General features: G+C 56.9%; 12 protein-coding genes and 3 tRNA genes. 7 read left to right on the top strand and 8 right to left on the bottom strand.

Features of this window, described 5'->3' with window-relative positions:
* The 3 genes from LU196_RS06535 to LU196_RS06525 form a co-directional block, all read right to left on the bottom strand.
* Positions 1-77 (bottom strand) — tRNA-Met (locus LU196_RS06535).
* Between the two features lie 51 nt (positions 78-128).
* Positions 129-205, bottom strand: a tRNA-Met gene (locus tag LU196_RS06530).
* Positions 206-258: 53 nt separating this feature from the next.
* Positions 259-335 (bottom strand) — tRNA-Met (locus LU196_RS06525).
* Between the two features lie 202 nt (positions 336-537).
* Between LU196_RS06525 and mltA the strand changes: the two genes are divergently transcribed.
* Both mltA and tcdA read left to right on the top strand, forming a co-directional pair.
* Positions 538-1,683, top strand: a complete 1,146-nt coding sequence (mltA, locus tag LU196_RS06520) for a murein transglycosylase A (protein ID WP_232758751.1) — start codon at positions 538-540, stop codon at positions 1,681-1,683.
* A 49-nt stretch (positions 1,684-1,732) separates the two neighbouring features.
* Positions 1,733-2,539: a tRNA cyclic N6-threonylcarbamoyladenosine(37) synthase TcdA gene (tcdA, locus tag LU196_RS06515; RefSeq protein ID WP_232758752.1), complete on the top strand. Its 807-nt coding sequence runs from the start codon at positions 1,733-1,735 to the stop codon at positions 2,537-2,539.
* Here the strand turns inward: tcdA and csdE are convergent.
* Both csdE and csdA read right to left on the bottom strand, forming a co-directional pair.
* The gene (gene csdE / locus LU196_RS06510) at positions 2,527-2,976 is read right to left on the bottom strand and encodes a cysteine desulfurase sulfur acceptor subunit CsdE (protein ID WP_232758754.1); all 450 of its coding nucleotides are present in this window, start codon (positions 2,974-2,976) and stop codon (positions 2,527-2,529) included. The genes tcdA and csdE overlap by 13 nt on opposite strands.
* A 1-nt stretch (position 2,977) precedes the next feature.
* Positions 2,978-4,183: a cysteine desulfurase CsdA gene (gene csdA / locus LU196_RS06505; RefSeq protein WP_232758756.1), complete on the bottom strand. Its 1,206-nt coding sequence runs from the start codon at positions 4,181-4,183 to the stop codon at positions 2,978-2,980.
* 206 nt (positions 4,184-4,389) lie between these two features.
* Here csdA and LU196_RS06500 point away from each other — a divergent pair, with 206 nt between their 5' ends.
* The 4 genes from LU196_RS06500 to rlmM all read left to right on the top strand — a co-directional run bounded on the left by LU196_RS06500 (position 4,390) and on the right by rlmM (position 7,478).
* Positions 4,390-4,614, top strand: a complete 225-nt coding sequence (locus LU196_RS06500; RefSeq protein WP_232758758.1) for a YgdI/YgdR family lipoprotein — start codon at positions 4,390-4,392, stop codon at positions 4,612-4,614.
* Positions 4,615-5,023: 409 nt separating this feature from the next.
* A complete protein-coding gene (locus LU196_RS06495) occupies positions 5,024-5,941 on the top strand; it encodes a transcriptional regulator GcvA (protein ID WP_232758760.1) in 918 nt (305 codons plus the stop codon).
* A 48-nt stretch (positions 5,942-5,989) separates the two neighbouring features.
* A complete protein-coding gene (locus tag LU196_RS06490) occupies positions 5,990-6,385 on the top strand; it encodes a DUF423 domain-containing protein (RefSeq protein ID WP_232758761.1) in 396 nt (131 codons plus the stop codon).
* Positions 6,378-7,478, top strand: coding sequence for a 23S rRNA (cytidine(2498)-2'-O)-methyltransferase RlmM (gene rlmM, locus LU196_RS06485; RefSeq protein WP_232758762.1), 1,101 nt, complete (start codon positions 6,378-6,380; stop codon positions 7,476-7,478). Before LU196_RS06490 ends, rlmM begins: the two co-directional genes overlap by 8 nt.
* 89 nt (positions 7,479-7,567) lie before the next feature.
* Here rlmM and xni read toward each other — a convergent pair whose 3' ends face one another.
* The 3 genes from xni to queF all read right to left on the bottom strand — a co-directional run bounded on the left by xni (position 7,568) and on the right by queF (position 10,748).
* Positions 7,568-8,323 (bottom strand): flap endonuclease Xni, encoded by a 756-nt coding sequence (xni, locus tag LU196_RS06480; protein ID WP_232758763.1) that lies wholly within the window; start codon positions 8,321-8,323, stop codon positions 7,568-7,570.
* 38 nt (positions 8,324-8,361) lie between these two features.
* Complete coding sequence (gene ppnN, locus LU196_RS06475; protein WP_232758764.1) at positions 8,362-9,717, bottom strand: nucleotide 5'-monophosphate nucleosidase PpnN; 1,356 nt, start codon at positions 9,715-9,717, stop codon at positions 8,362-8,364.
* Between the two features lie 185 nt (positions 9,718-9,902).
* Entirely contained in the window at positions 9,903-10,748 is an 846-nt protein-coding gene (gene queF, locus LU196_RS06470) for an NADPH-dependent 7-cyano-7-deazaguanine reductase QueF (protein ID WP_232758765.1), read from the bottom strand.
* Positions 10,749-10,810: 62 nt separating this feature from the next.
* On the opposite strand from queF, the gene syd reads away from it, so the two are divergent.
* Positions 10,811-11,359 (top strand): SecY-interacting protein, encoded by a 549-nt coding sequence (gene syd / locus LU196_RS06465; protein WP_232758915.1) that lies wholly within the window; start codon positions 10,811-10,813, stop codon positions 11,357-11,359.
* Positions 11,360-11,806 lie beyond the last annotated feature (447 nt).

The following is an 11,806-nucleotide window of genomic DNA, read 5'->3' as shown; positions in this document are numbered from 1 at the left end:
TGGTTGCGGGGGCCGGATTCGAACCGACGACCTTCGGGTTATGAGCCCGACGAGCTACCAGGCTGCTCCACCCCGCGTCCGTCTGTCGCATTGTGCGACGTTCATGCTGTATTCTTCTTCAAGACAAATGGTTGCGGGGGCCGGATTCGAACCGACGACCTTCGGGTTATGAGCCCGACGAGCTACCAGGCTGCTCCACCCCGCGTCCGTCTGTTGCATTACGCAACGCTTCACATTGTCTCTTCAGTTAAGAAGAATTGGTTGCGGGGGCCGGATTTGAACCGACGACCTTCGGGTTATGAGCCCGACGAGCTACCAGGCTGCTCCACCCCGCGTCCGTGGATGCGCACTATACACTCGGCGTCTGATGATGCAACCCCTTTTTGCCCTAAGCGCTTAAATTTACGGTTAGTTGATGAATATTTTATCCATCCGATGGTTTATTGAACAGATGTGATGCAGGCCCTTTGTGGCAGATTTCATTCTCGCGGCCCCTTTGCTATCGTCGCCTGCAAACACGCAATAAAAGAGAAGCTCATGAAAGGATATTGGGGCAAAGCTGCCCTTACCGCAGCGTTTCTGGCGCTGCTCGCAGGCTGTAGTTCAAAACCCACCGATCGCGGTCAGCAATATAAAGATGGCAAGCTCGAGCAACCGCTCGGGCTGGTGAATGAGCCGAATGCCAAAGGTCGCCCGGTCAACGGCCGCGATTTTGGCCAGCAGGTCACGCAGATTCAACGCGCCGCCTCGAGCTTATATGGCCGTAACACCAGCACCTATAACGCCGTGCAGAGTTGGTTGCTCTCCGGGGCCGACACGCGGCAGCTGCGCAACTACGGACTCAATGCTTACCAAATGGAAGGCACCGATAATTACGGCAACGTCCAGTTTACCGGCTACTACACGCCGGTGGTTGAAGCACGCTATACGCGTCAGGGCGAATTCCAGTATCCCATTTACCGCATGCCACCGCGCCCGCGCGGGCAGAAGCTGCCCAGCCGTGCAGCGATTTATAGCGGTGCGCTGGACGAGCGCTACGTTATCGCCTGGAGTAATTCGCTGATCGATAATTTTATGATGGATGTGCAGGGCAGCGGCTACGTGGATTTCGGCGATGGTCGCCCGCTGCGTTTCTTTGGCTACGGCGGTAAGAACGGCTGGGCTTACCACAGCATTGGTAAAGAGTTGATCGATCGCGGCGAAGTGAAACGCGAAGATATGTCAATGCAGGCGATTCGCCAGTGGGCACAAGACCACTCCCCAGAGCAGGTGCGCGACGTGCTGGAGACCAATCAATCTTTTGTGTTCTTCAAGCCAGAAGAGTACGTGCCGGTGCGCGGCGCCAGCGCGGTGCCATTAATCGCCAAAGCCTCCGTAGCCTCGGATCGTTCGCTGATCCCAGCCGGTACCGTGCTGCTGGCGGAAGTGCCGCAGCTAAACGAAAAGGGCAAATTCAACGGCAAATATGAGATGCGCCTGATGGTTGCATTGGACGTGGGCGGCGCTATCAAAGGCCAACACTTTGATATTTACCAAGGCGTTGGCCCCGATGCCGCGCACCTGGCCGGTTTTTATAATCACTATGGGCGCGTCTGGGTATTGAAAGCGGCCCCTGGCACCGGTCAGCCGCTGTTTAGCACCCCGCAAAGCAACAACGGTTCACTGCTGATCGGCGCAAATTGATATCCTCCCGGCGGGCTAACGTGGCCCGCTCGTTTGAATAAGGTTAAGTATGACAGTTGTAAGCGACGCCTGGCGGCAACGTTTTGGCGGTACGGCGCGTTTGTACGGTGAAGATGCGCTGCAGCGATTTGCGCAAGCCCATTTTTGCGTGGTGGGCATCGGTGGTGTCGGCTCTTGGGCAGCCGAAGCGCTGGCGCGCACCGGCATCGGGCGCATCACGCTGATCGATATGGACGATGTGTGCATTACCAACACCAATCGTCAGATTCATGCCCTGCAGGGTAACGTGGGACAGGCCAAAACCGAGGTGATGGCAGCGCGCATTCGCGCAATCAACCCTGAATGTGACGTGATCTGTATTGATGATTTTATTACGCCGGAGAACGCGGCGGCCTATCTGGCATCGGATTTTGATTACGTGATTGACGCCATTGACAGCGTACGCCCGAAAGCCGCGCTGATTGCTTATTGCCGTCGCAATAAGCTGCCGCTGATCACCACCGGTGGCGCTGGCGGGCAGATCGATCCCACGCAGATTCAGGTCAGCGATCTGGCGAAAACGATCCAGGATCCGCTGGCGGCCAAGCTGCGCGAAAGACTGAAAAGTGATTTTGGCGTGGTGAAAAACAGCAAAGGCAAGCTGGGCATCGACTGCGTATTTTCCACTGAAGCGCTGGTGTATCCGCAGCCGGACGGCAGCGTATGCGCATCACGCAGTACGGCTGAAGGACCGAAACGCATGGACTGCGCTGCCGGATTTGGTGCGGCGACCATGGTCACCGCGACCTTTGGCTTTATCGCCGTGTCACACGCGCTGAAGAAGTTTCTCGCGCGCGCCAGACGTCAGGCCGCTTGATGCTGCTGCGCAGCCCGTTTTACCGCCTCCGCCAGCGCCTGCAGCCCGCTGCTGCGTGAGGCGCTGAGTTGCGCGCGCAGGCCCAGCGTGTCAAACAGCGCCAGCGGGTCGTGCTGCAGCAGCGCCTGCGGTGTTTGCCCCTCAACCGCCGTCAGAAGCACCGCCAGCAGCCCGCGTACAATGCGTCCTTCACTGTCGCCGTAGAAATGCAGCGTGCCGTCACTTTGCGGCTGACTGCTGAACCAAACCTGATTTTCACAGCCGGACAGGGCGATCTCCTGCGTTTTTAACGCTTCGGGGAGCGCAGGGAGCTGGCGGCCAAGCTGGATCAGCTGCCGATAGCGATCTTCCCACTGCGGTAAGTGGCTAAACGTGGAGGTCAGGCTGTCAACCGTGATATCACGACCAAACGGGTGGGGCGCAAGCAACGTTGTCATCTTATTCACTTAATATGTCTACGGCATGGTGCGTAGCGCGCACCAGCGCCTCTACGTCCTGCAAATTATTATAGGGGGCAAAAGAGACGCGTAGCGTACCACTTACGCCAAGGGCTGCCATGAGCGGCTGAGCGCAGTGTTGGCCTGCACGCAGTGCGATGCCCTGTTCTGCCAGCAGCGTGACCATATCGCTGTGATGAATGCCGGCGATATCAAATGCCAGCAGGCTGGCACTGCCGCAGCGATAGCTGCGAAAACCGGGCAGGGCGCTGAGCTGCTCTTCTGCCAGGCAGGCCAGCTGCTGACACCATGTTTCTGTGCTCTCGGCATTATACTGTGCCAGCCACGTCAGCGCCGCGCTCAGGCCAATCACGCCCGCCACGTTAGGCGTGCCCGCCTCAAAGCACCATGGCACAGGCTGTGGCGTGAAACCGGAAAAATCGACGTGGGTGAGCATCTTGCCGCCCCCTTGCCAGGGCCGCATCTCTGCCAACCGTTCCGCTTTTCCATACAGCACGCCGATGCCCATCGGGCCATAGAGTTTGTGGCCCGAAAACGCATAGAAATCAATATCCAGCGCCTGGACATCGGGCGGACAGTGCACCACGCCCTGCGCACCATCCACCATGACTTTGGCGCCCACCGCGTGAGCCAGCGTGATAGCCTGCGCCAGATCCGGACAGCCGCCGGTCACGTTCGACATCTGACTGACCGCCAGCAGGCGTGTTCTGTGGTTCAGCAGCGCGGGCAGTTGCGCGAGGTCCGGCAGGCGATCCGCGCCTAGCGGCCATTTCACGATTCTGGCGCCGTGCGACTCTGCAAGCATCAGCCACGGCACCAGGTTGGCGTGGTGTTCCGCCTCGCTGACCACAATCTCATCGCCGCGCTGCAGACGCGGCGCCAGCCAGCTGTGCGCGACTAAATTAATCGCCTCTGTGGTGCCGCGCGTCCAGACGATCTGCCGGTCGTCACGGGCATTGAGCCAGCGCGCCACGTTGCCGCGCGCCTCCTCATACTGTTCTGTCAGCGCGCGGGCCGCGGTGAACTGGCTGCGATGGACGGTACCGGCGCTCAGCGAATAAAACTGTGTCGTCGCGTCGATCACCGCCTGCGGCTTGAGCGTCGTCGCGGCGCTATCCAGGTAGACGCCAGCATCGCTCAGCGCCGGAAATTGTTGGCGAAATGCCGTGGGGGAAAAAAGGGTCATGTTTATCCCACTCTTGTAAAAATGTGGCGAGCCGAAAGCCCGTGCGTCAGCTGGAAAAGCTGAAAAAGCGCGTTATGCTAAGTATTGCAAGGTTTGAACCCAATCCCGCGCAGTGAAGCGGCTTTCACTAGTCGAATTCTCTGTCTGCTGGCGTTGTCCAGCGCGGCCGGGAGGTTTGATGCAATCACTCTACAAGGAGATAGAAGATGAAAAAACTCGCCGCAGTGTTGGCCGCGTGTACCATGGCCTTTACCCTGGCTGCCTGTTCCAGCAACTATGTAATGCACACCAATGATGGTCGCACTATTGTTGCCAACGGCAAACCAAAAGTGGACGACCAGACCGGTATGATCAGCTATAAAGATGCGAATGGCAACGAGCAACAGATTAACCGTTCCGACGTAAAAGAAATGGTAGAAATGGGTCAGTAACCCTGAAAGCACCGCGTCCGTGCAGGCCGGAAGCGGTCGCGTTAGCGACAGCGCGGCGCAGGCGACACAGGGATGTGAAGCTAAAAAAAAAGCACCGCAAGTTGCGGTGCTGTTTAAATCACTCTGGACAGACAGGGTAAATCACAGGAATTAAAAAGTTTGATCTGCAATCGTCAGATCAAAATGCAAACACAACATCACGACCACAAGCCAAAAGCTCTCCAAAAGTCTGCGATCTCTCGCACGTTTCCAGAAATCTTTTCGTTCCGGCTCAGGAAGTGCGGCAACTATAGGTATTTGCTGGAGCTTCCTCAACGGACAAATTATAATGGCTCGGATAAAAAAAACTAATACGTAACGACTTTGTGTAAGTTGCAGTATTGCCTTGTAAATCCGCCTACGGAAAACCATGTCTAAACGCCTTCCGCCGCTCAACGCCCTGCGCGTTTTTGATGCCGCCGCTCGCCATTTAAGCTTCACCAAAGCCGCTGAAGAGCTATTTGTGACGCAGGCAGCAGTGAGTCATCAGATCAAATCTCTGGAAGATTTTCTCGGTTTAAAGCTATTTCGCCGCCGTAACCGCTCGCTTTTGCTCACTGAAGAGGGGCAAAGCTACTATCTCGATATCAAAGAGATCTTCTCGGCGCTCAACGATGCGACACGCAAGCTGCAAGCGCGCAGCGCAAAAGGCGCCCTGACGGTGAGCTTGCTGCCGAGCTTTGCTATCCAGTGGCTGGTTCCGCGCCTTTCCAGCTTTAATATGGCTTATCCGGGCATAGATGTGCGTATCCAGGCCGTCGACCGCGATGAAGAGAAGTTGGCCGACGACGTCGATGTCGCGATTTTCTACGGTCGCGGCAACTGGCCGGGCCTGCGCGTGGAAAAACTGTATGCGGAATATTTGCTGCCCGTCTGCTCGCCAATGCTGCTTACCGGCGCACACGCGCTAAAATCCCCGGCGGATCTCGCGCATTTCACGCTGCTGCATGATGCCTCACGCCGCGAATGGCAAGCCTACATTCGCCAGCTTGGCTTGCAGCATATTAATGTGCAGCAGGGCCCCATTTTCAGCCACAGCGCGATGGTGCTTCAGGCCGCCATTCATGGGCAGGGCGTCGCGCTGGCCAATAATGTCATGGCACAAAGTGAGATTGAAGCAGGAAGGCTGGTCTGTCCCTTTAACGATGTGTTGGTGAGTAAAAACGCTTTTTACATCGTTTGTCATGACAGCCAGGCAGAACTGGGTAAAATAGCCGCTTTTCGCCAGTGGATTCTGGAAAAAGCGGCCAGCGAACAAGAAAAATTCCGCTTTCGCTACGAACAATAATGCGTGGTGAGCCGCATCGCATGCGGCTTCAACCTTGAGGATCAGTGAATGTCCAGTCGTGCCATGTTTGTATTTGCCGCCATCAGCGGATTTGTGCTGGTGGCGTTTGGGGCGTTTGGGGCGCACGTGTTGAGCAAGTCGCTTGGCCAGGCGGAGATGGCGTGGATTCACACCGGCCTGGAGTATCAAGCCTACCATACGCTCGCCGTTATCGGATTGGGCGCAGCGATGCTGCGCCGCGCCAATATTTGGTTTTACTGGAGTAGCGCCGCGCTGGCGTTAGGTACCGTGTTGTTTAGCGGCAGCCTTTACTGCCTTGCGCTCTCTCATTTGAAGTTTTGGGTCTTTGTCACTCCCGTTGGCGGGTTGTTCTTCCTGACGGGGTGGTTCTTGATGTTGATTGGCGCACTGCGTCTTAAACCAAAGGCAGAACGCCATGAATAAAGTTTTACTCTATTGCCGTCCCGGATTTGAAAAAGAGTGTGCGGCAGAGATCAGCGCCAAGGCTGCTGAGCGTGAGATCTACGGGTTCGCCCGGGTCAAAGATGACGCGGGCTACGTGCTCTACGAGTGCTATCAACCCGAACAGGCAGAAATGCTGATGCGCACGCTGCCCTTTGCCGAGCTGATTTTTGCCCGGCAAATGGTGGTGGTGGGCGAGCTGCTGCGCGATCTGCCGCCAGACGATCGCGTGACGCCGATCGTCGGCATGCTCACGGGCGTTGTAGAAAAAGGCGGTGAGCTGCGGGTTGAGGTACCGGACACCAACGCGGCAAAAGAGCTGACCAAGTTCTGCCGGAAACTCACCGTGCCGCTGCGCGCCAGCCTGCGGGCCAGCAACATTCTGCTCAACTATGAGTCGCCTAAGCGTCCGGTGGTACACGTGTTCTTTATCGCGCCGGGCACCTGTTATGTAGGCTACTCGCTGCCGGAGAATAATTCGCCGTTTTATATGGGCATTCCTCGCCTTAAATTCCCGTCAGATGCGCCAAGCCGTTCAACGCTGAAGCTTGAAGAGGCATTTCACGTGTTTGTCCCGGCGGATGAGTGGGATGAGCGACTGGCCAGCGGCATGTATGCGGTGGATCTCGGCGCCTGTCCCGGTGGCTGGACCTACCAGCTGGTGCAGCGCAGCATGATGGTGTACGCCGTGGATAACGGCCCGATGGCACCGAGCCTGATGGATACCGGACAGGTGACACACTGCCGCGAGGATGGTTTCAAATTCCGCCCGCCGCGCACCAATATCAGCTGGCTGGTGTGTGACATGGTAGAGAAACCGGTGCGGGTCGCCAACTTAATGACCGAATGGTTGGTCAACGGCTGGTGCCGTGAAGCCATCTTCAACCTCAAACTTCCCATGAAGAAGCGCTATGAGGAGGTGACGCAGAACCTCGCGATGATAGATGCCGCGCTCAAAGCGCAGGGCATTAACGCGCAGATTCAGGCGCGTCAGCTGTATCACGATCGGGAAGAAGTCACGGTGCACGTGCGCAGGATGTGGGCTGCGGTGGGCGGTCGTCGCGACGAACGCTAAACGGCGGCCGCATCGTGCCCTGGGCCACGGCCCCGATGCGTCTCTCCCAACGCGCATCGGGGCCTTTTGCTGTCGCGCTGACGGCGGTCTTAAGGCGTATATCGCAGCGTATTCAGGTTGCCTTGCAGCACCAGATCGCGCTTTAGCGTCGCCACCCGCTGACAGATTTCCGCCATCTCCTGCTGTTGCTGCAGTTTCTTTTGCCATTTCTCAGGCACCCTATCGAGCTGCGCATACAATGACGCCAAGGAGCCAAACTGCAGGATCAATTCGCGCGCGCTCTTGGGGCCGATACCCGGCACGCCGGAAATTTTACTGCTGCTGATGCCGCATAATCCCCAGTAATCGGGAAGCTGAGCGGGGGCGACGCCAAACGCCTGCTCGATGAAGGGCACATCCAGCCAACGCTTTTGAAAATAGTCGCGGATGCGGATGTTAGGTGCCAGCAGCTGGCAATAGCCTTTGTCGGTAGAAACGATGGTCGCCTGATGACCGGCGTTCCCCATTTTCACCGCCAGCGTGGCGGCCAAATCGTCGGCCTCATCCTGCTCCGCTACCCAGCAGCTGACGCCCAGTGTGCGGAAGGCCTCCTGCAACACTGGCATTTCCGCCTGCAAATCGTCAGGCATCGGCGGACGACCCGCTTTGTAATCGGGCAGTAGCTGATGACGCCAGCCGGGGCGGCGTTCTGCGCTGTCGAACACGGCAACAACATGGGTAGGGCGCGTATGGCCCAATAGCTGATGAAGCGCCGCCACGCAGCCGTCGCGGCACGGCGAACCCTGCACCGCGTGAAGTCGACGGATGAGGTTGAGCGCATCAATAATAAGAAGATGAAGCGGCATCGCGATTAGGGCAGCCCGCAGGCTGCCATCCTGGAAAGTTATTTAATGATTTCGTAGCACGGAATATACGCGCTGCCCGGCAGTTTCATACGCTGCTGCGCCACAAAGCCCTGTAACAGCTCGTCCATGCGGTGCATCAAATCGGCGTCACCGCGCAGTTGGTAAGGGCCGCGCTCGCGGATTTCACGAATGCCCATCTCCTTGACGTTACCCGCCACGATGCCCGAGAACGCCCGACGAAGATCGGCCGCCAGTTTTTCAGCCGGTTGATTGGGAAACAGGTTCAGGTTGGCCATGTTTTCGTGGGTGGGATGGAACGGCACCTGGAGATCGGGAGAAATACGGATCGACCAGTTGAAGCTGTAGGCATCGCCGGTTTCACGTCGATACTCTTTGACCTGCGGCATCGCTTTCTTCATCTGACGCGCCACCTCTGCGGCATCATCAATGATAATGGTGTAGTGCTTGCGCGCGGCCTCGCCCAGCGTATTGACGATGAAATCATCCAGCACGCGGAAATAGTCAGCGCTCTCTTTTGGCCCGGTGAGTATCAGCGGCAGCACCTGATCGCTGTTATGCGGGTTCATCAGAATACCGAGCAGGTAGAGCAGCTCTTCCGCCGTGCCCACGCCGCCGGGGAAGATCACAATGCCATGCGCAATGCGCACAAACGCTTCAAGGCGCTTTTCGATATCCGGCATGATGATCAGTTCGTTGACCAGCGGGTTTGGCGGTTCGGCGGCAATAATGGACGGCTCGGTCAGACCAATGAAACGCCCTTCATGATAGCGCTGCTGCGCATGCCCCACCGCCGCACCTTTCATAGGCGCTTCCATGACGCCCGGTCCGCAACCGGTACAAATGTTCAGTTCGCGCAGGCCCATTTGCGTGCCGACGTTGCGGCAATACTGATACTCCACCGCGTTGATAGAGTGGCCGCCCCAGCACACCACGGTGTTGGGATATTCACCGATGTGCAGGGCGCGCGCGTTACGCAGGATAGAAAATACCTGATTGGTGATGTGCGCGGAATCCAGCGCGGTGCGATTGTCGCTGCGCTCAAGCTGGCCGTTAACGAACAAAATGTCGCGCAGCACGGCGAACAGGTTGGCCTGCAGCGAACGAATAATCCGCCCGTCCACAAACGCCTCTTCCGGTGGATTGATCAGCTCCAGCTTTACGCCACGCTCGCGGCGCAGCACGTTGATGTCAAAGTTTTTGAAGCGAGAGAGCAGCTCCTGACTACTGTCGGTTTGGCTGCCGGAGTTAAGCACCGCGAGGGAACAATTACGAAACAGCTGATAGAGGTCGCTGCTGGCAGTTTGCTTGAGCATATCCACTTCAAGCTGAGAGAGCAGATCCATTGAGCCAAGAGGGCTGATATGTGTAATCAAGAGAACTCCTTTACACGCGTAAGCGTGACAGATGACGCTGCGTTTAACGGCTTGAGCGCAGTGACGAAAATCCCTGGGATGCACGCTGTGACCATCGCGCTTCAGACAGAGTAACGTTGTCTACGGGGAATGCTCAAGAAGAACCGCGCGTCCCTGCGACGGCCAACCCGCGTGCAGGCACGCGTTTACTGACGCACCAGGCGGGACAAGCCGGGCGAGAAGGGCACATTGCTGCGCCACGGGTTGATGTCCAGTCCCCCGCGGCGGGTATAACGCGCATAAATCGTGAGAGATTCCGGCTGGCAAAAGCGCAGAATGTCGTTGAAAATGCGCTCTACGCACTGCTCGTGAAACTCATTGTGCTGGCGGAAGGAGATCAGATAGCGCAGCAGCGCCTCACGGTCAATGCGTGGCCCTTGGTAGCGAATCATCACCGAGCCCCAATCGGGCTGATGGGTAATCAGGCAGTTGGATTTCAGCAGATGACTTACCAGCGTCTCCGCAACGGATTCGCTGCCCGTAGCGCCAGCCAGGTAATCGGCATTGAAGGCGTAATCGGCGACCTCGATATCCTGCTCATCGATGACTTCGCCTGCGAAATGGCCAATCGGCAGACCTTCTATTTCGCCCAGACGATGCAGCGCAACGCGCACGTTACCGTTGGCGCAGGCGCGCAAATCACGCTCTAGCGTTTGGCGCACCTCGCCCCAATCGGCGAAGCGCGTCTGATTAAAACTGTTGAGATAGAGCTTAAAGCTTTTGGACTCAATGAGGTTTTCGCTATCCGCATCCAATTGCACTTCGCCCACGGCGACCTGCGGCACGCCTTTTCCGTTAAGCCAGGAGAGCTCATACAGCGTCCAGATGTCTGCGCCGTGAAACGGCAGATTGTCCGGATAAAGTCCCAGCGGCTCACGGTTGAGGCTGCGCGGCACCGATTGCAGCAGCGTGTTATCATAGCGATCAACATAAGCCGTGGGCTTACCTAAGGTCAGGCCGCTTAACGCCTGCTCCTGGTTTTCAGAAGACATACGGTTACCACTTTCCTTTCTCTAAAGGGGCTAAGTGTAACCGATCACACGTGAGAAGATGAATCATGCAGCAAACCGCGGATGCGCTGCGGGCATTTACCGCCCGCTTTGTGCAACACTGGCAGCAGCAGGCCGGGCATCTGCCCGCCAGCAGCGAATTATACGGCGTGCCCTCGCCCTGTGAGGTGAGCACGCTGGACGACCGCGTGCTGTGGCAGCCGCAGCCGTTTAGTTTGCCTGCGACGCTAGATGCAGTCGAACGCGCGCTGGATATTCAGTTGCAGCCTGACGCCAGTGCCTTTTACACCACGCAATTTGCCGGCGATATGTCCGTGCTGCATGGTGAGCGAGCGCTAACGCTATTGCAGGTGTGGAGCGAATCAGATTTTACCCGCTTGCAAGAGAACCTTATTGGTCATCTGGTGATGAAGCGCCGTCTGAAACAGAGCCCCACGGTTTTCATCGCCACCACCGCCTCCGATGAGGCGATTGTCGCGCTGTGCAACCTTTCCGGTGAAGTTATTCTGGAACAGCCGGGCACGAAAATACGTGAAACGCTGGCACCAACGCTTGCGGCGTTTCTTGATGAACTACAGCCGGTCGCCGCCTGATTTGCAGAGTTTGGGTTGACCCGTTGTAAGTGATCTCTTACATGTACTGTAAGAGATCGTCATTTTGTGTAGAATTATTTCCCCATGGCGTTATGTAAAATTATTGTGAATCATCAGCTTATGGCATCATTCTGAAAATGAGTGGATAACACAGACGATTAACGTATGCCGCTAGCTTGTTATTGCAATGGTTTCTGACAGAATAGTCACCACTGGCATGAAGCCATGGATTGAGAGACGTTCAGGAGAATGTCAGCCAAGAGGCGGGAACGTAACGGATTTTACGTCACAAGGAAGGCTTCAGGATGAAGCAGGACACTCAGGATTGAGTCAGGGACACCTCCAGGACGGAGAATGTGAGCCATGTGGGACGTGGCGGGCCAGGATGCTAAGGAATACTGTCATGAAGACAGGCAACGGAGCGCACAGGAAGAGTTGTCATGGATG

The sequence above is a fragment of the Pantoea sp. Mb-10 genome, from assembly GCF_021272205.1.
GTDB lineage: Bacteria > Pseudomonadota > Gammaproteobacteria > Enterobacterales > Enterobacteriaceae > Pantoea.
This window is presented reverse-complemented; position numbering and strand designations above follow the sequence as displayed.

What these genes read in the sequence shown, in the direction of transcription:
- xni (WP_232758763.1), bottom strand. Translation starts at nt 8,323, where the DNA reads ATGCCGCTTCATCTTCTTATTATTGATGCGCTCAACCTCATCCGTCGA.
- tcdA (WP_232758752.1), top strand. Translation starts at nt 1,733, where the DNA reads ATGACAGTTGTAAGCGACGCCTGGCGGCAACGTTTTGGCGGTACGGCG.
- LU196_RS06490 (WP_232758761.1), top strand. Translation starts at nt 5,990, where the DNA reads ATGTCCAGTCGTGCCATGTTTGTATTTGCCGCCATCAGCGGATTTGTG.
- LU196_RS06495 (WP_232758760.1), top strand. Translation starts at nt 5,024, where the DNA reads ATGTCTAAACGCCTTCCGCCGCTCAACGCCCTGCGCGTTTTTGATGCC.
- csdA (WP_232758756.1), bottom strand. Translation starts at nt 4,183, where the DNA reads ATGACCCTTTTTTCCCCCACGGCATTTCGCCAACAATTTCCGGCGCTG.
- LU196_RS06500 (WP_232758758.1), top strand. Translation starts at nt 4,390, where the DNA reads ATGAAAAAACTCGCCGCAGTGTTGGCCGCGTGTACCATGGCCTTTACC.
- queF (WP_232758765.1), bottom strand. Translation starts at nt 10,748, where the DNA reads ATGTCTTCTGAAAACCAGGAGCAGGCGTTAAGCGGCCTGACCTTAGGT.
- mltA (WP_232758751.1), top strand. Translation starts at nt 538, where the DNA reads ATGAAAGGATATTGGGGCAAAGCTGCCCTTACCGCAGCGTTTCTGGCG.
- rlmM (WP_232758762.1), top strand. Translation starts at nt 6,378, where the DNA reads ATGAATAAAGTTTTACTCTATTGCCGTCCCGGATTTGAAAAAGAGTGT.
- csdE (WP_232758754.1), bottom strand. Translation starts at nt 2,976, where the DNA reads ATGACAACGTTGCTTGCGCCCCACCCGTTTGGTCGTGATATCACGGTT.